Annotated in this window: 18 protein-coding genes, 1 tRNA gene and 1 pseudogene; 11 read left to right on the plus strand and 9 right to left on the minus strand. The window is 43.8% G+C overall.

All coding sequences use genetic code 11. From position 1 onward, the window contains the following. On the plus strand, nt 1-3,492 hold a 3,492-nt coding region (gene cobN / locus V7K49_RS15465; protein ID WP_335206300.1), incomplete at its 5' end, for a cobaltochelatase subunit CobN. A 9-nt stretch (nt 3,493-3,501) separates the two neighbouring features. Beyond that, nucleotides 3,502-4,611, plus strand: coding sequence for a peptidoglycan-binding domain-containing protein (locus V7K49_RS15470; protein ID WP_335206301.1), 1,110 nt, complete (start codon nt 3,502-3,504; stop codon nt 4,609-4,611). Between the two features lie 132 nt (nt 4,612-4,743). On the opposite strand, the gene V7K49_RS15475 is transcribed toward V7K49_RS15470, so the two are convergent. The 4 genes from V7K49_RS15475 to lipA form a co-directional block, all read right to left on the minus strand. After that, on the minus strand, nt 4,744-5,199 hold the full coding sequence (locus V7K49_RS15475) for a Fur family transcriptional regulator (RefSeq protein WP_104906331.1): 456 nt from the start codon (nt 5,197-5,199) through the stop codon (nt 4,744-4,746). 889 nt (nt 5,200-6,088) lie between these two features. Continuing rightward, nucleotides 6,089-7,339: an RNA polymerase sigma factor SigC gene (gene sigC / locus V7K49_RS15480; RefSeq protein WP_298907564.1), complete on the minus strand. Its 1,251-nt coding sequence runs from the start codon at nt 7,337-7,339 to the stop codon at nt 6,089-6,091. Nucleotides 7,340-8,028: 689 nt separating this feature from the next. Then, entirely contained in the window at nt 8,029-8,955 is a 927-nt protein-coding gene (locus V7K49_RS15485) for an NAD(P)H-dependent glycerol-3-phosphate dehydrogenase (protein ID WP_335206302.1), read from the minus strand. Between the two features lie 92 nt (nt 8,956-9,047). Further along, complete coding sequence (gene lipA / locus V7K49_RS15490) at nt 9,048-9,926, minus strand: lipoyl synthase (protein WP_335206303.1); 879 nt, start codon at nt 9,924-9,926, stop codon at nt 9,048-9,050. Between the two features lie 136 nt (nt 9,927-10,062). On the opposite strand from lipA, the gene V7K49_RS15495 reads away from it, so the two are divergent. The 4 genes and pseudogenes from V7K49_RS15495 to V7K49_RS15510 all read left to right on the plus strand — a co-directional run bounded on the left by V7K49_RS15495 (nt 10,063) and on the right by V7K49_RS15510 (nt 11,445). Continuing rightward, nucleotides 10,063-10,136, plus strand: a tRNA-Pro gene (locus V7K49_RS15495). Nucleotides 10,137-10,425: 289 nt separating this feature from the next. After that, nucleotides 10,426-10,656, plus strand: coding sequence for a hypothetical protein (locus V7K49_RS15500; RefSeq protein ID WP_335206304.1), 231 nt, complete (start codon nt 10,426-10,428; stop codon nt 10,654-10,656). Between the two features lie 142 nt (nt 10,657-10,798). Beyond that, nucleotides 10,799-11,026 (plus strand): annotated as a pseudogene (locus V7K49_RS34685) (hypothetical protein); the annotation flags it as partial. Between the two features lie 200 nt (nt 11,027-11,226). Next, a complete protein-coding gene (locus tag V7K49_RS15510; protein ID WP_335206306.1) occupies nt 11,227-11,445 on the plus strand; it encodes a hypothetical protein in 219 nt (72 codons plus the stop codon). Nucleotides 11,446-11,706: 261 nt separating this feature from the next. Here the strand turns inward: V7K49_RS15510 and V7K49_RS15515 are convergent, their stop codons facing one another. Beyond that, nucleotides 11,707-11,838, minus strand: coding sequence for a hypothetical protein (locus V7K49_RS15515; RefSeq protein ID WP_335206307.1), 132 nt, complete (start codon nt 11,836-11,838; stop codon nt 11,707-11,709). An 872-nt stretch (nt 11,839-12,710) separates the two neighbouring features. Here V7K49_RS15515 and V7K49_RS15520 point away from each other — a divergent pair. Then, nucleotides 12,711-18,323, plus strand: a complete 5,613-nt coding sequence (locus V7K49_RS15520; RefSeq protein ID WP_335206308.1) for a translocation/assembly module TamB domain-containing protein — start codon at nt 12,711-12,713, stop codon at nt 18,321-18,323. Nucleotides 18,324-18,407: 84 nt separating this feature from the next. On the opposite strand, the gene V7K49_RS15525 is transcribed toward V7K49_RS15520, so the two are convergent. Further along, entirely contained in the window at nt 18,408-18,674 is a 267-nt protein-coding gene (locus V7K49_RS15525) for an ABC transporter permease subunit (RefSeq protein ID WP_334870756.1), read from the minus strand. Next, nucleotides 18,640-19,572: a polysaccharide deacetylase family protein gene (locus V7K49_RS15530; RefSeq protein ID WP_335206309.1), complete on the minus strand. Its 933-nt coding sequence runs from the start codon at nt 19,570-19,572 to the stop codon at nt 18,640-18,642. The genes V7K49_RS15525 and V7K49_RS15530 overlap by 35 nt, the downstream gene beginning before the upstream one ends. A 366-nt stretch (nt 19,573-19,938) precedes the next feature. Between V7K49_RS15530 and V7K49_RS15535 the strand changes: the two genes are divergently transcribed. Next, nucleotides 19,939-20,160: a DUF3122 domain-containing protein gene (locus tag V7K49_RS15535; RefSeq protein WP_335206310.1), complete on the plus strand. Its 222-nt coding sequence runs from the start codon at nt 19,939-19,941 to the stop codon at nt 20,158-20,160. 150 nt (nt 20,161-20,310) lie between these two features. Here the strand turns inward: V7K49_RS15535 and V7K49_RS15540 are convergent, their stop codons facing one another. Together V7K49_RS15540 and V7K49_RS15545 are read right to left on the minus strand one after the other, a co-directional pair. Continuing rightward, a complete protein-coding gene (locus tag V7K49_RS15540; RefSeq protein ID WP_334870750.1) occupies nt 20,311-20,604 on the minus strand; it encodes a hypothetical protein in 294 nt (97 codons plus the stop codon). Between the two features lie 237 nt (nt 20,605-20,841). Continuing rightward, nucleotides 20,842-21,681 (minus strand): prephenate/arogenate dehydrogenase, encoded by an 840-nt coding sequence (locus tag V7K49_RS15545; protein ID WP_335206313.1) that lies wholly within the window; start codon nt 21,679-21,681, stop codon nt 20,842-20,844. A 67-nt stretch (nt 21,682-21,748) separates the two neighbouring features. Between V7K49_RS15545 and V7K49_RS15550 the strand changes: the two genes are divergently transcribed. The 3 genes from V7K49_RS15550 (at nt 21,749) to V7K49_RS15560 (ending at nt 25,028) form a co-directional block, all read left to right on the plus strand. Further along, nucleotides 21,749-23,326 carry a pentapeptide repeat-containing protein gene (locus tag V7K49_RS15550; protein WP_335206314.1) on the plus strand — a complete coding sequence of 526 codons (1,578 nt, stop codon included), beginning with the start codon at nt 21,749-21,751 and terminating at the stop codon, nt 23,324-23,326. A 153-nt stretch (nt 23,327-23,479) separates the two neighbouring features. Then, on the plus strand, nt 23,480-24,073 hold the full coding sequence (locus tag V7K49_RS15555) for a DUF1517 domain-containing protein (RefSeq protein WP_335206311.1): 594 nt from the start codon (nt 23,480-23,482) through the stop codon (nt 24,071-24,073). A 70-nt stretch (nt 24,074-24,143) separates the two neighbouring features. Further along, nucleotides 24,144-25,028, plus strand: a complete 885-nt coding sequence (locus tag V7K49_RS15560; RefSeq protein ID WP_335206312.1) for a hypothetical protein — start codon at nt 24,144-24,146, stop codon at nt 25,026-25,028. The last annotated feature ends 292 nt before the right edge of the window (nt 25,029-25,320 follow it).

Below are 25,320 nucleotides of genomic sequence, written 5' to 3' on the forward strand. Positions count from 1 at the left end.
TCATCCACCTCGGAACTGGATTCATCCACCTTTGATACTCGTTCATCCACCTCGGAACTGGATTCATCCACCTTTGATACTCGTTCATCCACCTCAGAACTGGATTCATCCCCTTCAGATACTCAAAGCTTCCAATGCCCTATCCCAAAAGTCGGCATCCTTTTCTACCGTGCCCATTATTTAGCGGGAAATACAAAGGTAATCGATGCTTTATGCGAAGCCTTGGTACAGAAAAATTTACAACCAGTGCCAGTGTTTGTTTCCTCGTTGCGTGAACCAGATGTTCAGGCTGAGTTGAGTGAATTTTTCCAACCCAAAGAAGCCGAATCAATAGCTGTGCTGCTAAATACCACCAGTTTTTCTCTAGCACGCTTGGAAACCGAAACACCCCAAACCGACCTCTGGCAAAAATTAGATGTACCTGTGTTGCAGGTAATCCTCAGTGGCGGGTCAATTGAGCAGTGGGAGTCACAGTTTCAAGGGCTTTCTCCCCGCGATATTGGGATGAATGTAGCGCTACCAGAAGTAGATGGACGGATTATTACTCGTGCTGTGTCTTTTAAAGCAGTGCAAACTCGTAATCCCCATCTAGAGACAGATGTGGTAATTTATGAACCAGTGAACGATCGCATCGAGTTCGTTGCTAAACTAGCAGCAAATTGGGCGCGTCTGCGTGACAAACCCCCCCAAGAACGGCGAATTGCCCTAATTCTGGCAAACTACCCCAACCGGAATGGACGCCTCGCGAATGGTGTGGGACTCGACACCCCAGCTAGTTGTGTAGAAATCCTGCAAGCTTTACATCTAGCTGGGTATGAAGTAGAAAATCCACCTGCTCAAGGAGATGAGTTGATTCAACGGTTGACAGATGGTGTAACAAATGATCCGGAAGGTCGAGAATGGCGTCCGGTACAGCAAAGTGTTTCTTGGGAAGAGTATCAAGAGTATTTCGCTTCTTTGCCGCCAGCAGTGCAGCAAGGTATTAGTGAGCGTTGGGGTGTGGGAGAGCAGGGGAGCAATCAAGAATTTTTCCCCTCTGCCCCTCTGCCCCCCTGCCCCTCTGCCTCTTTCCCCGTTCCTGGAATTCAACTCGGCAACGTTTTCGTGGGAATTCAGCCAGCAAGGGGTTATGATAATGACCCCAGTTTGAATTATCATGCGCCGGATTTAGAACCAACCCATGCTTATTTAGCTTTCTATTATTGGGTTAGAGAATGTTTTGGTGCTGATGCTGTGGTTCATGTGGGCAAACACGGAAATCTAGAATGGCTACCCGGTAAAAGTGTGGCTTTATCCAGTAATTGTTATCCAGAAGTAGCTTTCGGCGCACTTCCCCACCTGTACCCGTTTATTGTGAATGACCCTGGTGAAGGTTCCCAAGCCAAACGTCGCGCTCAAGCGGTGATTATAGATCACTTAACGCCGCCCATGACTCGTGCGGAACTCTACGGTTCTTTGCAACAGTTAGAAAATTTAATTGATGAGTATTATGAAGCAGACAGCTTAGATCCTTCGCGTTTGCCAGTGATTCGCGATCGCATCCGCGAACTGGTGATCAAAGAAAATCTCCATCTAGATTTAGGAATCCAAAATGAAACAGAAATTTTGAATTCTGAATCTTTAATTTTGAATTCTATTGGTGGCTATCTTTGTGAATTGAAAGAAGCCCAAATCCGCGATGGATTGCACATTTTTGGGCAATGTCCCGAAGGACGCCAGCTACGAGACTTAATAGTAGCGATCGCTCGCATACCCAATCGCTATTCTTCAGGTATTACCCGTGCCATAGCTCAAAATTGGGGTCTAGACTTCGATCCCCTCACAGCAGATTTGTCAATGACTAGTGGTGAATACTCAATAGTCAATGGCACAGAATGCCGTACCCTCGGTGATATCGTCGAAGTCCTAGAAGAACACGCCGCCCTTCTAGTAGAAAAACTAATAAATCAGGACTCTTGTACAGACGCGATTCATCGCGTCTCTCCACTCAACACAGACGCGATAAATCGCGTCTCTACCTGGATACGCGATCGCCTACTTCCGGCTTTACAACAAACCCACCAAGAAATTACCCACTTATTACACGGACTTGATGGCGGTTATGTCCCAAGTGCCCCAGCTGGCGCACCCACGCGCGGCCGCCCAGAAGTTCTACCAACTGGGAGAAACTTTTATTCTGTCGATATTCGCGCCATTCCCACAGAAACAGCTTGGGATATAGGTAGAAAAGCCGCTGAAACCCTGGTTGAATATTACACTCAAGAACATGGTGAGTATCCAAAAACACTAGGCTTATCAATGTGGGGAACTGCCACTATGAGGACTGGGGGTGATGATATTGCCGAAGCGTTGGCTTTACTTGGAGTCCAACCTGTGTGGGATGGTGCAGCGCGGCGAGTAGTGGATTTTGAAATTTTGCCCCTGGCAATTTTGGGGCGTCCCCGTGTAGATGTCACCTTGCGAATTTCGGGATTCTTCCGGGATGCTTTTCCCAACTTAATTGATTTATTCGCTCAAGCAGTGTCAGCAGTTGCAGACTTGGATGAACCGCCAGAACAAAATCCCCTCGCCGATGCAGTTCGCCAAGAAACTGATTTGTGGACAAAACAAGGATTAACTTTAGAAGCAGCAGTGGTGCGATCGCGCTATCGCATCTTTGGTTCTCGTCCAGGTGCTTACGGCGCCGGACTCCAAGGTTTAATTGAATCGCAAAACTGGACAGATGACCAAGATTTAGCCCGCGCCTACATCAACTGGAGTTCTTACGCCTACTCCTCAGGAAGCGGAGCAGAGGAGCAGGGGAGCAGGGGAGCAGGGGGAGCAGGGGAAGCAGGGGAAGCAGGGGAAGCAGGGGGAGCAGGGGAGGATAAAATTCCTCAGTCCCCAGTCTCCAGTCCCCAGTCCCCAGTCCCTAATCCCGAAGCCTTCAAGCAACGTTTGGCGCAAATGCAAGTTGTGCTGCACAATCAAGACAACCGTGAACACGACCTACTCGATTCTGATGATTATTACCAATTTCAGGGTGGCTTAACAGCGGCGGTGCGTTCTCTACAGGGAAAAAATCCTCAAACCTATTTTGGTGATAATTCCATACCCGCTCAACCACGAGTCCGCCAACTGAAAGAAGAAATTGCACGGGTGTATCGTTCTCGCGTTGTTAATCCTAAGTGGATTGCGGGAGTCATGCGCCACGGTTACAAAGGTGCGTTTGAAATGGCAGCGACGGTGGATTATCTGTTTGCCTACGATGCAACAGCTAAATGTGTTGAAGATTATATGTATCAAGGCATAGTAGAAGCTTACTTGCTCGATCCAGTTGTCTCGGAATTTATTCAGCAAAAGAACCCTTATGCACTACGTGATATTGCTGAAAGATTATTAGAAGCACACAAGCGCAATTTGTGGGAAAATGTAAATATAGGAACATTAGAAGCTTTGAGGAACCTAGTACATCAAGCTGAAGCAGTTATCGAAGAAAAATCAATGGTGTAGGAAATCAATATGGAGAATCTTGCGTATTTGCACTTAGCTTTCGCCTACGAAGACAGCACACCCCGTGAATTGGTCTTCCTCAGCTCTTTGTTTAACAAAGCAGCTGCACCAGATTGGAAACGGCTTTCTGGTAGGGCTTGGAAGTATATGTTGCCCCTTGCTCTTTCTTTGTCCATTCTTGGCGCTCTCAGCAGCGTCATGGCACTGGAAAGAGGCGATCAAGGCCCTTCTGTCAAAAATATACAACAACAGTTGAAACGAGCAGGCTTTTATCAAGCTCCAGTTACCAAAGTATATGACGTATCCACACAAGAAGCTGTGCGGCGCTTCCAAAAGGCCGCTGGTTTACCAGTGGACGGCATTGTTGGAGGAAGCACCCTCCAAAAATTAGAAAACTGGCAAGCCCAAAAATCCAGTTCTACGACTACACTAGCCAAAAAGCCCAGCACTACTAGTTCAGCTAGTTCAGCAACTAGCCAGCGTCGCAATCCCAACTACCTTGCCAAGGGGGATGAAGGTGAAGATGTCAGGGTTTTGCAAGAACGCTTAAGAATCGCAGGCTTTTATTACGGAAACGCCACAGGGATATTTGGTCCAATTACCGAAGAAGCTGTCCAGCGGTTCCAAGATTCTTACAAATTAAGCGTTGATGGGATTGTTGGCCCAGCAACATTACGTAAATTGCCGGGAATTGGCATTGGTGATGGAGAAGAGGCTCCCAAAAAGGTAGTCAATCGAGATAAACTCCGTGTAGGCGATCGCGGTGAGCCAGTTAGAATTGTTCAAGAACAATTGATCCAGGCAGGATATTTAGAGGGAGAGCCAAATGGCTACTATGGCCCCTATACTGCGAATGCTGTAAAGAGATTTCAGACAGCTAATCACTTGGCAGCAAGTGGCGTTGCTGGCCCAACTACCCGATCTAAGTTATATAGCTCAGTTAATACTGCTAGCAAAAGCGAGTTTAATACCCTGGAAATCCAAACGCGACTACGGGAGCGGGGTTTTTATAAAGGCAAGCTGAACGGTGTGATGGCAGATGACACCAAAAAAGCGATTAAACAAGCCCAAGAGTTCTATGGCATCAGTCTCAAGGATGTTAAGAGCGGACGCTTTTAGCATCCGCTTTGGTGTTGTTAGTATCAGTCCTCAACTGGTTGCTTGCCTCCAGTAATAGCAAATTACGAACTGCTCAAAATTCCACTTATTTGGTTAATTTGAGTAGTTTCGTCTTGTTATCCACCCAAGTAGCTAAAGCGGCATCAGTGCCCGTTGGCACTTAGGACACACTGCATGGATGGTCATTTGACAGTCAAGCAGGTGAAAACCTTCTTTTTGAGCGGTTTTCGCCCCAATTTTTAAAATTGAGTCGTTTTTAAACTCAATAGTTGAGTTGCACCGGACACAGATTAGGTGATGGTGGTGATGGGGATAGGGCTGGTTGATCTCATAATGCTTATGTCCCTCGCCCAGTTCTAGTTCCCGTAAAATTCCCATCCTTGCCATCAACTTCAAAGTCCGATAGATAGTTGACAGACTGATCCCTTCACCATCAGTTTCTAGCCGATGATAAAGATCCTCGGCACTCAGATGTTCACCTTGCGGAAGTTCTTGAAAAATGTGTAAAATTGTTTCGCGCTGGGGAGTTAAACGCCAACCTCGGTCATTCAATTCTGCCTTGAGTGAAGTAGTCGTGTAGACAGTCATACTAATATTTCTCAACAAAGCCTGTTAGTTGAGAATATAACAAATATTTGGAGTGATTTGCAACAATCATTCCCTATTGATAATTATTACTAAATATTTAAGAAATATTCATTAAATCTTGATCAAAATTCAAGTAATAAACTGTAGTGTATTTAATTTGCATACAGTTAATAGTTAGGATACTTGTAACGATTGCATCCCTTGACTTTGAATTTTGAATGAGTGAGTTTTGAATTGCTTAGTTGATCCCCACCTTCAAGATATCTGAGCAAAGGTCTGGGGAAACTCTTGTACAATTAAATGCAAATTATTTGCTACAAGTCTCTAAGCTGGACTTGAACCATTTTTTGACAACGCTCAAGCTGAGGCTGAAAGCTTTGTGGGACGGTAGTTTTACTTTTTCGATTTCACCGATAATCAGTGACATGGAAAAAGTTTTTGCCGGATAAAGAGAACCAAGTTCTTAATTTTGGATAAAGTCGAGCTAAGAGGATGTTTGAAAAGTATCGTTATTAAGATCAAAACCCTCGAAACCTAATCCCTCTACCCCCCTTCCCTATTGTTAGCCTTGGCGAACGCAAGAGCGTCTCTAAGAGTTGCCTCTCGTACAGAAGGGAATGGGGGTTTCAAAGCCTCTCAAGAGCAGGAGAGAGAAATGGAAGTGAGGTTGACTTTCCAAACATCCTCTAAGAGGCTTTTGATCTGGGATCAAATCAGTCCTTTATCCCTAGTACAGCGGGCGCGTAAATCCACCTACCATCTAAATTAACAAGATTTAGGGCTTAACAAGGGGCAAAATTCCTTGTTAAAGGTAGGCAACCTGACGCCACAGTGTACTAGTCATTTGTCAAGTGAAGTTTTTTAATGACAAATGACTAATCACAAATGACTAAGTTAGAGACTCCAAATAGTCGCGGATGAGGTTGCGTCGCTTGGGTTGACGTAGCTTTTGCAAAGCCTTGGATTCTATTTGTCGGACTCGTTCCCGCGATAAGTCAAGAGCGCGGCCAATTTCTGCTAAAGAATAAGGATGACCATCTGCTAAACCAAAGCGCATCAAAATTACATCGCGCTCCCGGCTAGTCAAATCTGACAGAAGATGATGCAAGTCTCTTTGTAAAGATTCTCGCATTAACATCTCTTCTGGGGTTACACTGTCAGTTTCGAGTAATTCACCTAACTCAGTGTCTTTATCCTTGCCTACTTTGGTTTCTAAAGAAACGGAGCGAGGCACCCGCAACAAAACTTCTCGAACTTGGGTCGGTGTCATCTCTAACTCAGTAGCTAAATCTTCTAGAGTTGGGGTGCGACCTTTTTCTTGAGCAATTTTGCGTTGGGCCTTTTTGATTTTGTTTAACTTTTCGGTAATATGGACAGGGAGGCGGATGGTGCGACTAGAAGTTGCGATCGCCCGGGTAATTCCCTGACGAATCCACCAGTAGGCATAGGTACTGAAGCGGTAACCCTTAGTTGGGTCAAATTTTTCTACAGCCCGCTCCAAGCCCAGTGTGCCTTCTTGGACTAAATCCAACAATTCCAAACCGCGATTTTGATACTTCTTAGCAACAGACACAACTAGGCGAAGATTAGCCTTAATCATGTGTTCTTTTGCTTGGAGTCCTTGGGACTGAATTTGCTCCAATTCTTCTACTGTCAACTTGGCAATTTCCGCCCAGCGACGTTTGCCATCTGCCAAAGTCGGTCTGAGATCCGATAGAATTATGCCAGCAGTGGCAGCCCACCTTTCTAAAGACGGGCGATGTCCTAGTTCCGAGGTCAGACGCTCCTGAACCTCAACTAACTTCTGATAGGGTGTAATAACTTCATCCCCTTGCTTGGCGGCGTTAGCAAGCACTATCCGCATCCGCAAGTAGCGCTGGACTTTTTGAGCTTCTGAAACCTCTTCATCGCGCCCTAACAACCGAACCCGACCAATTTCCTGAAGATATAGACGTACTAGGTCTGTACTCCGACGGTTAGTGTTAGCAGCAAAGTTAGCATGGTCAACAGAAGCTATCTCCAGTTCCTGTAAATCATCTACCGATAACTCACTCTCATCAACTGTGAGATCCGAGTCCAAAGCCTGGGGGGACTTTTTGGTATTGTAGGGGGCATCTGCATAAAAAGATGTTGCTGGCATAAAGATTGTCTCAATGGCTCCAGGTAACAATAGAGTACGGTCAGCTTAGATTACGGTCAGCTATTCAACTGTTGCTATTGTTCCCGTGATTTACGATGAACTAACACGGTTGAAGGTTCCATTACAATTTTTTTAGAAATTAACTGTAATGGTTTTATTGGATACAGTATTACTGAACTTAATCGGCTGCTAAACTTTTGATTGAACCAATAGCTATTCAAATCCGCAGCTAGGTTTTCAATATTTCAACTACTTAGTTAACATTTCAACCTTGAAGGTTACTGATAGTAATTTTTATATCAGGGTATAAAATACTTCAGCAAATCTCATGTTTATAATTGGCATAGTCACATTTACATCGCTATAAAAGTAATATCCTGACGATTTACCAATTTTTTCTCAGGATAATTCAGGTATAAGTAGAACTAATAGATATTGGCGAAGTGATTAGTATTAACGGCAAAAATTATATTGACAGAGAGAGAGTGAGATCCGAAGAAAATTCCGGTGCTCGGAACTTTGAAAGACGAGGAGAATGAAAATTTCACCGTGTCAGTTTTAACCCATCAATTTCAACTTGACAGACTACTAGTACAACGGGCGGGTAAATCCAGCTACCATCTCAATTAACTAGACAACAAGGGGCAAAATCGCTTGTTAAAGGTAGACAAACTTCTGCGCCCGGTATACTAGTAGTTGTACTCTGGCTTTATATCTCGCAGCATCAGTTCATCAAGCGCTTGTCTGGGTGTGACTTCACCCTCAAGTAAGCGATAAACTTGCTCAGTAATCGGGACAAGAATGTTTTGTTGCTTGGCTCGTTGCATTAAAACCCGACAAGTGTTCACCCCTTCAGCAGTTCCTTGTAAATTTGCGAGAGTTTCTGTAAGTGACTTACCACCAGCTAGCTGGTAGCCGACTTGGTAATTGCGACTTAAGGGACTATTGCAAGTTGCTAACAAATCTCCTAGACCCGATAAACCATAAAATGTTTCCGTCTTTGCACCCCAGTCGTTACCGATGCGAACCATTTCTGTAAGTCCACGGGTGACTAAAGCAGCTTTGGCATTGGTTCCCAGTTGTAAACCATCGCACACACCAGCTGCGATCGCAATGACATTTTTCAGTGTTCCCCCCAGTTCCACGCCCAAGGGGTCGGGATTCGTATATACCCGGAAACGATGAGAAGAAAATACTAACTGCACTAATTCCGCAGCTGTGGGAATGTTACTGGCTACCACCGTTGCTGCTGGTAATTCTAGTTGAATTTCTTTAGATAAATTAGGCCCAGACAGGACAACCACTGCATGGTTAGGGAATACTGTTTGCCAAATTTGTGACGGCGTACAGGTGGTTTGAGGGTCTAAGCCTTTCGTCGCTGTGACAAAAATTGTCTCTGGAGAAAGGGGGAAAGACTGGACTTGGGAAGCAACATCCCTCACACCAATCATCGAGATCGCAGACAGGACTATTTGGACATCTTTTAAAACTGCTTGGATTTGGGAACCTTGACGCGACCACACGCGCACCTGATGACCATTCGCCGTTGCTAGATTTGCCAGAGATGCACCCCAAGCACCTGCACCCAGAATTGCTACAGATTTTGGATTAGTCATTAATCAAGAGTCTCCCCATCACCCAATCACACCATCTTCTTAGCAATCTAAAATCTAAAATCGTTCGACTGAGCGTAGCCGAAGTCTAAAATCTAAAATTGGCTGCGGGAATAACGTTCCATTAATTCCCTGACTTGTTCTGCATGATATGAGCTTCTTGTCAATGGTGAAGAAACAACTTGTAAAAATCCGATTTCTTCGCCGAATGCCTTCCAAGCAGCAAATTGTTCTGGGTTGATAAATTCATTTACTTGTAAATGTTTTTGACTGGGTTGGAGGTATTGTCCAATTGTCAAAATGTCGCAACCTACGGTTCGCAAGTCTTGCATGACCTGGCGAATTTCGGCATCAGTTTCACCGAGTCCAACCATGATCCCAGATTTAGTGTATGTGCTAGGAGAAACTTGACCAGAGCGCTGCAATAATTCTAATGTGCGATCGTAGTTTCCTTGGGGACGCACCCGGCGATACAGGCGTGGAACAGTTTCCGTATTGTGGTTTAATACCTCTGGCGCAGCTTGTAGAATTAACTCTAGAGCATTCCAATTACCGCACAAGTCAGGAATTAGCACCTCAATTGTGGTGTTGGGTGAAACAGAGCGAACCGCATTAATACAGGCCACAAACTGAGATGCACCACCATCAAGCAAGTCGTCTCGGTTTACAGAAGTGATTACCACATGATTAAGTTTCATGCGGTGAACAGCTGACGCTAGTCGTGCAGGTTCCGTGGGGTCTAGTGGTTTGGGTTTTTTCTCAAAATCAATATCGCAGTAGGGACAAGCGCGTGTACAAGCCGGACCCATAATCAAAAAGGTAGCAGTCCCGGCGTTGAAGCATTCACCAATATTCGGACAGGACGCTTCCTCACAAACTGTATTGAGGGCTAAATCCCGCAAAATGTCTTTAACGTTACCGATGCGCTCACGCCCAGGTGCTTTCACCCGCAACCAGTCTGGTTTTACAGTCACAATCCGCTTTTACCACTAAAGTTATACAAATTTAATCGTAGCAAGCAAAGCCTTTGATAAAGTGATCATATATAGATGTAATTCTGTCATTTGGCACAGGTTGTGATATTCTTAATCTACAATGCCATTTTTATGGCGGGATGTGGCGCAGCTTGGTAGCGCACTTCGTTCGGGACGAAGGGGCCGCTGGTTCGAATCCAGTCATCCCGATTGTACATGTCGAATAACTAATTATTTGTCGTCGTTAACAGATTAATGTCGTTATTAACGAATTGTTTGTCGTCTTAACAAATTCGTGTCGTTGATTTACTTCTGACATCCGTTAACAAATTAGTGTCGCCGACTTTATTGATGTGGATTCTATCCACTACATTTCTAATATACTTACAAACCTTAGAAGAATCCCGAACGAAGTGCGCCTTTCAACCCTGCTATTGAAAAATGAGTAGGTGACACACGCACCACAGCAGTGCTGTTTGCCCATAAAGATTTCGCCGATATGAGCAAATCAGACCGAATTCGAGCCTGCTACCAGCATTGCTGTCTGCTGTATGTCAGCAATCAATCCATGTCTAACCAAACCCTACGGGAGCGGTTTCGTCTAAGTGAGTCAAAGGTAGCAACCGTTTCTCTGATTATAGGAGCTACCAAAGAAGCTGGCTTGATCAAGGCAGACGAATCCGAATCAACCTCTACCCGTTATGCTCGCTATCTCCCTTTTTGGGCATAAAAGTGTTTTAACGCAAACCGAGATGATTAGCTCTCAAAGCCTGAAACCCTTTGAGAACCGACAAAAAAGTGTTTTAAGGCAAACCGAGATGAGTAACTCTCAAAGCCTGAAACCCTTTGAGAAGCGACAAAAAAGTGTTTTAATGCAAACCGATGCAAACGAAATATCTAATGAAGCCGAAACCTGCGCCGAACTAATTGACCCTGCACTAAAAGCTGCAGGCTGGGACATCATCGAAGGTAGTCGCATCCGCCGCGAACTTATTGCCCCTGGTCGCTTAGTTGGTAATGGTAAACGCGCCCAATCAGATATCGCCGATTACGTGCTGGTCTATAGTGGTGAAAAACTCGCTGTCATCGAAGCCAAAAAATACGTAAATTAAATGCCGCGATTCGCAAAGTGATGTCGTTATTACCTAAGATGATAGCGATCGCAAAATCATTGAATCATCTTTGGTCTACAAGGGGCAATTACCTTTCTTGGCTAGCGTTGTGTGAAATAAGTCTCAAGATAGTGTGTAGCTCACCACAGAATAACTTAAGCTTGGTGTATAAGTTTGGGGAAATAGTGATGAATAAGGAAACAGTTCCTAGTCAAGCAGAAAAGTCGAATCCAGAAGGCGAACCATCGCAACTAAGTCCAGAAGTACTCGACAAAATCAAACACCCTGCGAGAATAGACGATGTTATCCGGGAGCAATCACCACAAGAACGTAGGAGTAACCCAGCTTTAGTACCGGAAATGATTGATGAACCAAATGATGAATTGAGCGGATTCACGGAAGAGTAATCGAAAGGCTCAGATTCCCGACTTTTTCTAAAAGTCGGGAATCCTGTTATTCATGAATCATTAAGTAGAGCGATATATCTAGCTTGCTAATAGTAAAATATGAGTATCTAAGAGTATTTTTATCTGCCCTCAAATGCATTTAGAATCTTCTCAGGCAAAGGTGCATCAAAATCATCAGGCAGTATGAATGATCAAGCACATAAATCAAATGGGTGTTGCTGTTTGTTGTTGGTTGTAATTGGTTTTAATTCAGCAATTGGCTTATCTGCCTGGACAAAGTTTAACATCTGCTTTATACAAATAAAAAGCTAACTTATTTAATGCTGGATTTCCTAATTGCAGGGAATCCATAGCATTAATCATAGATTCTACAAGTTCGTCTAGAGTTGGCATGATTTAATCAAACAAATTCAATTGATTGCTTAGATGTCGCCATAAGAATAGGCTTGAGTCATTCCACTCAAAAGCAAAGTAATATCATTTGTGCTGGTCAGGGGAATTTATAGTAATCAACTGCTGTATACCTTAGCACATAAAAACTACCCTTGCTGTATAAGTTTGGGGAAATAGTGATGAATAAGGAAACAGTTCTTAGTCAAACAGAAGAGTCAAATGATAATTTGGCGTAAACCTAAAGTTTCTTCACGGATATTTTGTCAGTGCGATCGCAGATAATGCTATTTCCAATCTAAAATTACTGACTATCGTCATCTATACTAGGTTAGATTCTACGACAATTAAATTTTATAACTAGGGTTGTATATACAGGAGTTGTCACAAAGCAATTTAATATTCAAACTATTACTTATTGCTGGTTATCTCATAATTAATACTTAAGTACACTGAATCTATCTAAAGACATAATTTTGAAGAATTATAATTATTCCAAAGTTAACATAGAAAATAAGTAAATACCATTAATGCTCAACTTCAGGAAATCCTAAGTAATTCTCTTAATCCCAGTAAAATTTCTCAAGTTTAATAACCAAAAGATTCATGTCTGGTGATAAACTATGACTCGAAATAAATTCAGGAATTACACAAAATTATAAAATAACATAGACGCATTTACGGAGTGTCTCGTAAAGCCTGCGGCATAGCTTCGCTTAGGGCGCAGCCTCTCCAATAGTAAAGAAGTGCCTTGGCGGAAAGTTCTTGCGTAAGTCCTAATATTGTGAAACGATAGCTTGTGACTTGCTGATACAGCTGCGACTAGTCTGTCTCTAGACTCACTCCAGAAAAAAGTACTAGTAACGATAACGATAATGACGCACTCTCCAAATTCAGAAAATAATCATAAACCATCTAATCGTCGTTTATGGCTCCTCATCTTAGGACGTACCAGTTTGGCTGTGGGTGGGGTTTTACTGGTTGGAATTGGAGCCGGTGCTTGGTGGGCTAGAAGCTATGTATATAAGGATTTAGCACCATTAGTGCAGCAAAATCTTCAGCAATTACTTGGGCGTCCAGTAAAAGTAGGGAATGTTAAACGTTTTTCGCTTACTAGTCTAAGATTTAGCTCTCTTTCGATACCAGCAACTCCCAATGATCAAGATCAGGTGGTAGCAAAAGCTTTGGAGGTAGAGTTCTCGCCGTTGCAACTTCTCCTCACCCGAAAACTGGTCTTAAATGTCATATTAGTTCAGCCCAATGTCTACATTCAACAGGATAAAGATGGTCGTTGGGTGATAGCCCAAGTTAAGGCTGGGGAGGGACAAGGCTTCATCCAAACTGAGTTGCAGACACTTCAAATTCAAGATGGCAATGTAGAGTTGATGCCATTCGCCGCACCAACTAAACCGAAAGGCTCAGTAATATTAGATCAAGTTGGTGGTGTTGCCCGATTTTCAGATCGAAATCAAAGGATCGGTTATGACATCAATGCTCAACTCACTAGGGGAGGCGCTGTTAAAATTGTTGGCGAAACACAAGTAAAAGCTCAACAAACTAACCTCAAGCTGCAAGCACAAAATTTACAAGTATCAGAGGTCAGTCGATTAATTCAATTGCCAATTGCCTTGCAAGCAGGGCGTTTAGATGCTGACTTAGGGGTTCAGATTCCACCCAAACTGTCAGAAATAGCGATTACAGGAACAGCTACAGCTAATCAAGTCACTGCTAAAATTCAAAATATTCCTCAGCAGGTTTCTAATTTTAATGGGAGATTTCTATTTCAAGGTCAGACAGTTGCTTTAGAGAATCTGAGTACGAACTTTGGCAAAGTTCCCATTCTGGCAAATGGAACAATTAATAGCCAAACAGGTTTTAATGTCTCTGCTCAGATAAAACCAGTTAGTGCAAAAGATATCTTAGACACATTGAAAGTGAATTCGTCAGTTCCAGCTACTGGCGAAATTCAAGCAAATATTCAGGTACTAGGCGCACTTGAGCAACCAGTCCTCAGCGGTACAGTAAGTAACACAAAACCTATTCAAGTTGACCGTGTTCAATTCAAGGCCGTCAATACTGACTTCCGCTTGAATGTATCTAAAACTGCATCTCAACTTGCCGTCTCGAATCTGAAAATAGTCCCCGCAGCCGGTGGTGAAATCACAGGCGGTGGTCAAGCTCAACTGGGAGCTAAAAATGAGGCAAGATTTAATGCTCAAGTTGATGGTGTATCAGGGGATATACTAGCACGCGGTTATGGCGTTACTCTACCGATCGCAGTTGGAAATGTTTCAGCAAAAGCACAAATTTCTGGTTCACTTGGCAAACAGCCGTTGAAACTTGATATTACTAGTGTTAAAGTGACGCCGCCAACAGGGGGACAAATCACAGCCAGTGGTCAAATTCAACTGGCTCCCCGAGGTCAAGTAAATATAGGTATTCAAGCTCAAGGTTTACCAGGAAATGCGATCGCTCAAGGTTACGGTATTTCAACTCCGATTAATGTTGGTGGTATATCTGCGAACGCCAAAATTTCTGGTTCTCTGGGCACACCATTAAACGTCAATGTTGTTCGCGTTCAAGCAAATCCAGAGGTGGGAGGGCAAGTCACAGCCAACGGTCAACTTCAGCTTGCACCCAAAGGCAGGGTGGCGTTGAATGTACAAGCAAAAAATTTACCAGGGGATGCGATCGCTAAAGCATACAACTCCTCATCCTCGATCACCATTGGGAATGTATCGGCAAATAGCAGGATTTCTGGCTCACTTGGCAACCTGCAAGCAGTAACGCAAGTGCAAGCGCCCACAGCCACCTATCCCATTACAGGTGAAGCTGTTGTTACTCAACAAGGACAGAATATCCTCTTGCCAAATGCTGTGTTGAACGTGGCAGGCGGTACAATCAGGGCTAGGGGTCAAGTTGTGCAACAACGCTGGCAGGCTTTTGTGAATGCCCAACAACTGCAATTGAGCCGTTTTGGACAGATACCACCCCAATTCCAGGGAGTTTTAAGCAATGTCGCCTTGAATTTGTCAGGAAGCACTGCTTCTTTCCAACCCTCAACCATTCAAGCCACAGGACAGGCAAGGCTGAATGTAGCAGGAGGTACGGTTAATCTCAGGAATGTTAGTTTTAATGGTGGTCGCTGGCAAGTGCTTGCCAACACTTCCCAAATTCAACTCAACCGTTTCTCACCACAATTGGGAGGACGGCTCAATAGTAATATCCAATTCGCAGGCACAGCAAAATCTTTCCAGCTAGCAGATATTCGAGCCGCCGGACAAATCCGCGTTTCCCAAGGGTTAGCACTGCTAGCACAACCGCTGACAGCCCAAGTGCAGTGGAATGGACAGCAGATTATCGTTGAAAACGCAACCACCGCAGGACTGAGTGCTAATGGGGCGATCGCTGTTCAAACTCCACCAACTGGCGCACCCCAAATTACGGGATTTAATCTGAATGTACTGGCGCAGAATTTCAACCTCAAAAATACTGGCTTTAAAGTTCCTGGTGACGTAGCGGTAGCGGGGCTACTTGATTTTAATGGAAAAGTTACAGGCACTCCAGATGTCCCTCAAGCTAATGGCAATATCCGACTGCGGAATTTCCAGGTTAGTAATTTGGCGTTTGACCCACTTTTAACTGGAAATGTGAATTTTCAAGGGGGACAGGGGGCAAGTCTGCGATTAGCCGGGAAACAAGACAGGATTGCGCTTAACCTGGGTGCAGATTATCGTCCAACTTCATTTTTAGTCCGGCGGGATGACGCAGTTACCACAGGTAGAACCGAGGGAGATAACTTGCTCATCAACGCCCAACAGTTTCCCATAGCTCTGATTGGGGGCTTTTTACCTAACAATCAACTGAAACCTCTGGCGGGGCAATTATCAGGAAATTTAGTTGTTAATTTGAATAATTATGCAGTTGCGGCAGACGTTGCGATCGCTGCACCTCGCGTTGCCAGAGTTGCAGCAGATGAATTTCGCGGCACCATCAATTATGCTGATGGTACTGCTAGTTTAGCCAATGGTCAATTGCGGATTGGAGACAGCAATATCGCCCTGAGTGGAAATGTGCAAACAGGGAATGACCCGCAATTTCAATTTCAAGCTAATTTAAACCAAGCCAGAATTGAGAAACTCTTACAAGCGTTTAATATCTTTGACTTTAAAGACTTTGGTACCGGGTTGCAGCCTCCGAAGTTGGCTGGAGCAGAGGTACTTAATACTGAGCCTGTCAGTTTGCCCAATGCAGATTTGAAAACACAGTTAGCATATTTCTCTAATATTGCAACATCGGTAGCAAAACAACAGCAGATAGAAACAAAAAAAACCGCATCTTTGCCTACCCTTGCAGAATTAACGGGTGCTTTGAGTGGAGGAATTACAGCTAATGGCTCGTTGAAGTCTGGGTTAAATGTCGGCTTTAATTTTCAAGGTGCTAATTGGCAATGGGGTGAATACTCGATTAATCAAGTCGTTGCTCAAGGTACTTTTGCTGATGGGATCGTTACACTTTCGCCGTTGAGTGTTGGAATCAATCAAGGACTGGTGGCTTTTTCGGGACAGTTAGGAACTGAGCAACTATCTGGAAAGTTGAATGTAGCAAGTCTACCTCTATCACTTTTAGAGCCTTTTATCGAAAAATACCCCATAGATATTACTGGTAATGTAAATGCTGATGCCACCTTGGGAGGTAGTTTAAAAGACCCCAGAGTCCAAGGACAAGTGGCGCTGGCGAATGCAACTCTCAACAAGCAACCTGTGCAAACAGGACAAGTGAACTTTGACTACAACAAAGCTCGCTTGAATTTTGACAGTACCTTGCTAGTCACAGGAACGCAGCCACTTGCAATTACAGGTAGTGTACCTGCTCCGTTACCTTCTGCCGCAGTGCAGCCAGATAGCAATCAAATTAGCATCAACGCCAATCTGCAAAATGAAGGATTGGCACTGTTAAACGTGTTTACCAATAATCAAGTCGCTTGGGTAGACGGTCAAGGAAAAGTAGATTTAAACGTTCAAGGGACTTTAAAGGAACCAATTATTAATGGAAATGCCACACTTAATAATGCAACTTTTCGCGCTCAAGCCTTATCTGATCCCCTCACGAATGTCACAGGGACAGCGCGATTTAATGGTAATACGGTGAGTGTTGAAGGTATCCAAGGCACGTACAATAAAGGGCAAGTGACAGCATCAGGCATCCTGCCAATTTTTGATCCGCAGCAAGCCGCAGCGAATCCCCTAACAGTATCAATAGCAGACAAACTCAATTTTAAGCTTGCAGGACTGTATGAAGGCGGTGTTGGCGGCGATGTCGTGATTCGCGGAACAGCCCTAAAACCTGTAATTGGTGGAGAGATTAAACTGAGTAATGGTCAGGTAATTATTGGAAACTCGGCTGCTGCGAAGAAAAAATCAGCAGCGACAGCAGAGGCTAACGCTAACGTCATAAATAGAGAAGAGGTTAACGCTAACGTCACACCGACACCAGAGAATAGCACTAACCCAGTAGCTACACCAGAGAATAGCACTAACCCAGTGATTACAGCCAAGAGTAGCACTAGCACAGTCACTCCACCCAATTTACCTATAGAGTTTGCAGATTTAAAGTTGACTTTAGACAAAGGTGTTCGTGTTACCACTCAGTCTTTACTGAGCTTTGTACCAGGAGGAGCGGCATTGAGTCAGCCCCTATTGAGCTTTGACGCCAAAGGCGACTTGACCATTAATGGTACATTCGCCAAGCCGCTTCCTGAAGGAGTCATTCGTTTGACAGGAGGACAACTGAGCGTATTTTCCACTCAGTTCACCTTGGCGCGGGGCTATGAACAAACTGCGAGCTTTACTCCTAGTCAAGGACTTGACCCGACCCTAGATGTGCGACTTACCGCAATTGTACCGGAAGCATCGGCAAGGAACAGTCAAATTTTGGAATCACCATTGTCTTCTGAAGTCAGCGATGTTTCTGCAAACAATTTTGGGACTTTAAATACCGTTACCGTTCAAGCCAGCGTAAACGGGCCAGCTAGTGAATTGGGCGAGAATCTAGAACTGACGAGTGAACCTAGCCGTAGTAAGGGAGAAATAGTTGCTCTGCTGGGTGGCTCGATTCTGAATTCTTTCGGTCAAACAAATGCAGGACAAGGGCTGACTGGTTTCGCTAGTTCGACCATTTTAGGTGGTTTACAAGGAACTATCACTGCGTTCGGAAAGGCTATTGGTTTCAGTGAGTTTCGGGTATTTCCTACTCCATCTACTAATACTAATAAAGCAGCGAACGGTTCAGTTCTTAATTTATCAGCAGAAGGTGTGTTTGACATCAATAGAAACGCATCTGTTTCTTTATCACACGCTCTTTCTAACAATGATGAGTCTTTCCGTTACAATGTGCTCTATCGACTCAATGACGAAATTTTGATGCGAGGCTCAACTAATTTGGGGGATGAAAATCAATTCCAAGTTGAGTATGAAAGCCGATTTTAGATTACAGTTTTATATCTCCGGGTGGATTTGTCTTTTTCTTCTAGGTGTCGCTGTAAACCTGAAATTCTAAACCAGACATTATTGCTAGCCATAGTAATTATTAGCAGGACATGAATCGAGGCAATCGCTATTCCTGATATATATTAGTGCTATGAATAATCGTAAGTAAATATTACCTGTAACTGAAGCAGCAATAAAACCAGCCACAGCCCCAACCAGCATTATTCCATCTACGCCCAGGTTTAACACGCCCGATTTTCCAGTCACTAATTCACCTAGTGCTGCCAAAATTAGAGGTGTAGCTGACCGTAGGGTATCACTGATGATTAAGCAGATCGTTTGGATGTTCACCCTTTGTAACCGTAGGTAAAACTACCTCCGCCAGATGTTGTTCTTGGGCTTGTATTTCCAGTAGTTGGGGAATCGTCACAAATCGATAGCCTTGGGCTTTGAGACCTGCGATCATTTCTGGTAAAGCCTTGACGGATCGAGAACGGTTGCCGCCCCCATCATGCATCAATACAATTGCACCGGGCTTTGCATATTTAAGCACATTTTTTATCAGCATTGGCACTTGAGGCGAACGACGTTCAGCGTCTCCCGACTCTTCTGACCACATCATGACAGCGTACTTCTCGTTTTTGGCGTATTGGGCTAGTCCATTATTCAGAAAGCCGCCGGGGGGACGAAACAGAGTAGTTTTCTCTCCTGTCGTCTTGTAGATGATGTCTGCCGTGCGATCAATTTCACTAGCCGCAGTCGCTCCATCCATTTTAAAATACCAATGATGCCATGTATGATTGCCAATTACATGACCATCAGCAGCCACTTGCTTGGCAATTTGGGGAAAATATTTCACCATTTGCCCAAGCATAAAGAATGTCGCCTTGATATTATTTTTCTTCAAAATTTCTAAAATCTGTACCGTATTTTTGGGGCCAGGGCCATCATCAAAAGTTAGGGCGATGACTTTCTCATTTGCTTTTAGTTTCGCTTGATAAACGATTGTTCCCTGAAAAGGCTTCGGCACTTCATTCATCTGGTCTGTAGCTGGGGTGATAGACTCTGCATCTGCCCTCATTGCCCTACCTAAACTCGTTTTAGCACTCTCGCCTTTTGGCTTTTGAATTCCGAACAGATGGTCAAGTTTAGTTGTGCCTACAAGCAGACTGATACCCATACTACCTACACAAGCAAGCGATGTAATAGTTACTACCTTTAGTAACAGCGATAATTTCCGATTAGACACATTAAATCTCCTTAAATATTAGTCATTGGGCAAAACAGTTCCGAGGTCTGAGTTGCCAGTTCTGAGTAAAGAAGTAAGATTCCCCATTCAGGACTCAGCACTGGGCACTCAAAACTCCCTACTCTCCTATCACATCACTCGTACTCGGTTGTAAATTAATATATCTGCTGCTAAAAGAAAAAAGAATAAAATACCTTAAAATATCCCAGCTAAAGGAAGTCCCTATTTAATCTGCACTAATTCGCTACCTACGGATAAAAGTGCCATCAAAAGACTGGATAAAATAATACCCAGTTGATTTAACCGGCCAATAAAAGTAGCAATGATGGCAGTATAACCCTAACCACGAGAAATGCTAGGACAAAGTTGACCGCAGCAGGAAAATTGCTGAGTGCATCGAATGCATATGCTTTGACTGCACCCGTCCCCAATCTGGGCAAATATAACTTAACTGATATCTTACCGAAATTGGCAACAACTGATGTGCTCAAACTTTATGTGCCAGTCTCTAGTGGACAGCAATTGGTTCTCAACATATCCAACACTGTAGTCACTGAGTGGCAATGGCTAGTTACAGACATTGATTGATTTTATGCACCAATAGTAAAGTTTAATATAAAAGCATTCAACATAAGAATAACCCAATGGTGATGTGGGGCACGATCGCTGCCTTCGGAGCCAGAAATCCTAGTCTTCATATGCTTATAGCCTCCCACATCACACGCAGCACTTGTAATGTTAGTCTTGAGACTCCTCAGAGATAGATTCTGAATCGGTTTCAAGTTCTTCTGTTTTGACTTTGGGGGCTGGAGGTTTAACGGGTTTTGGGCCACGCGCTAGGGCAGGATTACCCTGCTGCCTATTTTCATCCCCATAGGATGCTTTTTTCTCTGTGCCAGACGAGCGATTACGGCTTGGTTTTGAGCTTTTGGGGTTGGATTCAATAGGAGGTATAGAATCCGAATTTTCGGTATTGTTGTCAGTGCTTGCTTGAGCCTGACGTTCCGATTTCTTGATTGGGCGTTCTACCATTGTTGATTTTTGTAAATTTATCTGTATAGTATATCAGTTTGGTTACTATCAAACTGACAAGTAGCATTTTTTAAAGATTTTATTGTTAGAATTACTAAATAGCTACGTTTATTGATTTGACAAGCAAGCAGCCACCCGACTTGATGAACTACCTTAAAAAGCATTCAAAACCAATAAGCAATTAAGTCACTAAATGTTAAAATAGGTGCGTTATCAATAACGTAACGCACCCGACAACTATTCAACAAAATTAGGTCGTGCCTTCCCCGTTGATTTCAACTTTTGCTCTAAAACTGCCCAATTTTCCTGCTCAATTAAGTTAGTCAACTCATCGAGATTGTGACGATATTGTTGCAGCGATCGCAGCAATGCTTGACGATTATACCGCGCCATCATTACACCCAACTCTGGATTCCCACCACCCACACGACTGGTATCCCGAAAACCTGAACTAGCAAATTTTTGGGCTAATTGCAAAACATCAGGGTCAGTTTCACTCAAACAAGCAGCAATCAACGAGGAACTGACCATTACAGGTAAATGGGAAATCCAACTAACAGCTCGGTCATGTTGCTCTGGTTGACAATAGTGGATATTCGCTCCAAGCGATCGCACAATTTCTTCCACGACCGTAATTGCAGTGGTTGGTGTTGTAGTTATCGGTGTTAATACATAAGGTTTATCAACAAATAAATGCCGCTGTGCAGCTTCTATTCCACTGTCTGTTTTTCCCGCCATTGGATGACCGCCGATAAAATTATTCCAAAGGGGAGAAATCGCCTTGACTATCTGTGCTTTCGCCGAACCCACATCAGTCACGACGGTAGCGGTAGACAAATGAGCGCTCAACTGTTCCAATTGGGGCACAATAAGCGCTAAGGGTGTACAAATAAATACAACCTCTGCGGCTGCTAACAGGCTCAGATCAACTGATGCTTGATCAACGCTGCCGAGGGCAACTGCCTTTTGACACGTCGCTTCACGGCGACTAACTCCTAAGATATGATGTCCTTGCGATCGCAAATCAAAACCCAAAGATCCGCCTATCAGTCCCAGTCCTAAAATCCCAATATTCATTTTTGATTTTGACATTCCGTTTTTTATGATACCAACTATTAAAGTTGGCATCCAAGGGGTAGCATCGATGACTATAGAGGAATTATTGGAACAATACGCAGCAGGAGTTTTAAACTTTAGTGGTGTTGACCTCGCAGAAGCTAACCTGAGTGGGGCCAAACTCAGTGGTGTGAATCTTAGCGATGCTAATTTGAGTATAGTCAACCTGAGTGGCGCGAATCTGAGTGAAGCTAACTTGAGCAATGCCAAGCTGAATGTAGCTAGACTGAGTGGGGCGAACCTATCTAGCGCCATCTTGAACAACGCTAGTCTCAACGTCGCTAATTTGATTCGAGCGGATCTGGGTCGCGCTCAACTTAGAGGAGCCTCGTTGATCCGCGCCGAGTTAATTCGTGCTGACCTGAGTCGCGCTGACCTGTTGGAGGCTGATCTCACCAGTGCCGATCTGCGAGAGGCCACACTCCGCCAAGCGAATCTCCGTCACGCTAATTTGAGTGAGGCCGTCTTGAGAGGCGCTTGCTTGACCGGAGCCAACTTAGAAATGGCTAACTTAAACGCCACCGACCTGAGTCGTTCTGACATTAGCGGTGCAAATTTGCGAGATGCCGAACTCAGACAAGCTAATCTCAGCCATACTAACCTGAGCGGGGCAGATTTGAGCGGGGCGAATCTCCGGTGGGCAGATTTGAGCGGTGCAAATCTCCGATGGGCAGATTTGAGTGGCGCAAAATTGAGCGGCGCTACTTTAATTGGCACAGATTTAAGTAATGCCAATTTAACGAATACAATTTTAATCCACGCCAATTTAACTCAGGCAAAATTAATTAAGGCGGAATGGATCGGTGCTGACTTAACAGGAGCAACTTTAACTGGGGCAAAGCTTTATGCCACCTCCAGGTTTGGTTTAAAAACTGAAGGCATGATTTGTGAATGGGTTGATCTTAGCCCCAAAGGCGATCGCTCCATTATCCAAAACTTCCATTCCGAAGACTCACGAGATTTTTTTAACGAAACACCGCCAACAATCCGGATTATTGTTGATGCAGCCCTAGAATACGAAGCCAATTTTGCTCTTGCTGGCGCTTACTACCAAATTGCTCAGGAATACCGGGGGCTGAAACAACCCCCAAGCGTGGAAAGTGGGCGTCGCCGAACTGTTTTCACATTTCATGTAGATAGCGACGAAGCATTATTTGCCATTGCTTACATTGTGATTCTTCCCTTTCTAGATGCGGCATCTACCCAAAAGAATATTTTGAGTATGGTGGAAATGATTAACAGTGAAGTTGTTGCGAACCAAGATTTAAAATCGCTAAAATCTCCCCATCTAGTGAAACAATTAAATCTTCTTGTAGAGCAAGCTATGATTCAGGCTACAACAATTAAACAGATGAAAAAAAATATCGAAGTAGCTGCAAAGTTAAATTTTTGTAAAGCCTCAACCCAAATAATTTTAACGAATTCTAGCGCCCACACTTTGATTGTCCATGACCATCCCAACTTTGGGAAAAGATTTATTAATCGCTCTGCTCTCAACGCTTCAGCTTATGATGATATATCTAATGAATCAATAAAATATGATATATTGCCTTCGTTAAATATGGTCATAAATTTTGTGCAAGGATTTCACTATATTAGTCATTAATCATGGGGCATTGGGGAGCCAGTGCGTTGCACAGGTTCCCAGCGTTGTTCGCGTTGGCGGAGCCTCTCTAAGAGTTGCGTCTTTGAACAGGAGAAGCAACTGGCGTCATTGGGCAAATGAGAAATAAGAAAAAACAAAATTTTGGAGGAAAAAATGCGCGATACCTTTAATAAAATGATCGGTCGAACTCGCTATGTAGTTTTTCGCCTATTTCTACACTTAGGGGGAGGTGAGGTAGCACCAATTTTGGGAGTATTGAATAGTGCTGGACGAGATGCGATCGATGTTGATGGTGACTTAGAAGTTTTGGGAGAAGGATTGGTAGAAATTAGCCAAACTCTGCTGCAATACGATGAATATTGGCTTTCTGCTGCCAACGAAGGTGACGTATTTTGGAATGAAGGCGAGGCAGGAGATTACGTGAATGAATTATTTACTGACTCTGCCGAAAGATATCTCAGTGAACCAGATTACAGTCCTAACTCTGGATTGAATGAACCTTTATCTATACCTGTAACGCGCAATGTCATTGTGATGATTACAGTAGCTTATGAAGGAGAAGTACCAGAATTAGAAACTGATCTTTCTAACGTTCAGGCACTCAAGGAAGGATTGAAAGCATTGATAAATTTGCATTATAAACATAGATTGAAGGCAATCCAAGTGCATTTCTCGCCAGCACAGTTAGGTGATGAACTCACTAGCGATCAACTGTTGCAATATTACCCAGAATTGATTCCTTTATAATGTGTTGGGTAGTCCGTACTTACTGCTCACATCAATAAATTGTTAAGCTCAGAGATAGGACAATAATCCAATGATCATGACTATAGTACGTAAATTTACTGCCGTTTTTTTAGCTCTGAGTTTGTGTATGACAACTGTCGCTTGTGGTGGGGGAAACCAAACTACTTCTCCGACTAAGAACGTTAGCCAAACTTCTACTAACACAAAGCTGAGTGACGGTGAGTATCAAATACAACAAGCTACTTATGACGATGCAAGTGGTGAGTACAACCTGTTTTTACTTAATAATAAGCCCCCAACCTTTGCAACCGAAAATTTGCAAATGGCACGGTTAACTGATGATGAAATCAAGCAGGGTAAGAAGACCTATCTGAAGGTAGAAAAAGGACAACCGATTTTATATCTGACGGAAGACTTTAAAATTGAGTACGTCCACAACGTTACCGAGAATAAAACCAATCCCCAAACAGGACAACAAGAGACGGTTGTTGTCCGTCGAGAAAATAGCTTCTGGGCACCGTTTGCCGGGTCTGTGGCTGGCAGCTTGGCGGGTCAGGCAATTGGTAGTATGTTGTTTAGACCCCAGTATTATGTACCCCCTGTCTATCAATCAGGACAAGGATTAAGTGGCTTCGGTGGATATGGTGGAAGCTATGGCCAAGCAGTTCAAAACTACCAAACTCGCTACAATGCGCCACCCGCATCTGTGACAAATCGCACTGCGTTCCGCAATACAGGGACAATTAGAAGGTCATATCCTGGAAATTCAACTATACGCAATACACCGCGTAGCACTACAGGTAATAACCGTCCTTCGGGTTCTGGTTTTGGTGGTAGTACGTTGCAACCCTCTGGCAGAGCCACCTCACCTAGACGCAATTCTGGTAGTGGTTTTGGTAGTGGGCGTAGTACAGCACCCCGCCGTTCAAGTGGTTTTGGCAGCAGACGCCGTTAAGAAAATTTTGTTGCTGGTCAATCAAGAATTCTTGAGCGGGGGAGGCTTCAAGGTGGGGAGAAACTAAAGCAAATTAACGGGCTGAATGCTTTTTGTTAGTAGGCTGTTGGGAGATGTCGTCATAAAAATATTTGACGATATCTCTCCAAAAAGAACTAGGAAAAGCTACCAGCATTAGATTAGCAATTTTTTCAGTAATACAGGACTTACGCAACTGTCACAAGCGACGGTGCGACGTAGCCGCACGGAGCGTCAAACAACTAGACAATAAACATGGGAACATTCGGGCGTT

The sequence above is a fragment of the Nostoc sp. genome (assembly GCF_036919675.1).
GTDB lineage: Bacteria > Cyanobacteriota > Cyanobacteriia > Cyanobacteriales > Nostocaceae > Nostoc.

Excerpts from the sequence above, each read along its gene's own strand:
- V7K49_RS15470 (WP_335206301.1), top strand. The coding sequence starts at position 3,502 with ATGGAGAATCTTGCGTATTTGCACTTAGCTTTCGCCTACGAAGACAGC.
- V7K49_RS15475 (WP_104906331.1), bottom strand. The coding sequence starts at position 5,199 with ATGACTGTCTACACGACTACTTCACTCAAGGCAGAATTGAATGACCGA.
- sigC (WP_298907564.1), bottom strand. The coding sequence starts at position 7,339 with ATGCCAGCAACATCTTTTTATGCAGATGCCCCCTACAATACCAAAAAG.
- V7K49_RS15485 (WP_335206302.1), bottom strand. The coding sequence starts at position 8,955 with ATGACTAATCCAAAATCTGTAGCAATTCTGGGTGCAGGTGCTTGGGGT.
- V7K49_RS15500 (WP_335206304.1), top strand. The coding sequence starts at position 10,426 with ATGAGCAAATCAGACCGAATTCGAGCCTGCTACCAGCATTGCTGTCTG.
- V7K49_RS15510 (WP_335206306.1), top strand. The coding sequence starts at position 11,227 with ATGAATAAGGAAACAGTTCCTAGTCAAGCAGAAAAGTCGAATCCAGAA.
- V7K49_RS15515 (WP_335206307.1), bottom strand. The coding sequence starts at position 11,838 with ATGCCAACTCTAGACGAACTTGTAGAATCTATGATTAATGCTATGGAT.
- V7K49_RS15520 (WP_335206308.1), top strand. The coding sequence starts at position 12,711 with ATGACGCACTCTCCAAATTCAGAAAATAATCATAAACCATCTAATCGT.
- V7K49_RS15540 (WP_334870750.1), bottom strand. The coding sequence starts at position 20,604 with ATGGTAGAACGCCCAATCAAGAAATCGGAACGTCAGGCTCAAGCAAGC.
- V7K49_RS15545 (WP_335206313.1), bottom strand. The coding sequence starts at position 21,681 with ATGAATATTGGGATTTTAGGACTGGGACTGATAGGCGGATCTTTGGGT.
- V7K49_RS15550 (WP_335206314.1), top strand. The coding sequence starts at position 21,749 with ATGACTATAGAGGAATTATTGGAACAATACGCAGCAGGAGTTTTAAAC.
- V7K49_RS15555 (WP_335206311.1), top strand. The coding sequence starts at position 23,480 with ATGCGCGATACCTTTAATAAAATGATCGGTCGAACTCGCTATGTAGTT.
- V7K49_RS15560 (WP_335206312.1), top strand. The coding sequence starts at position 24,144 with ATGATCATGACTATAGTACGTAAATTTACTGCCGTTTTTTTAGCTCTG.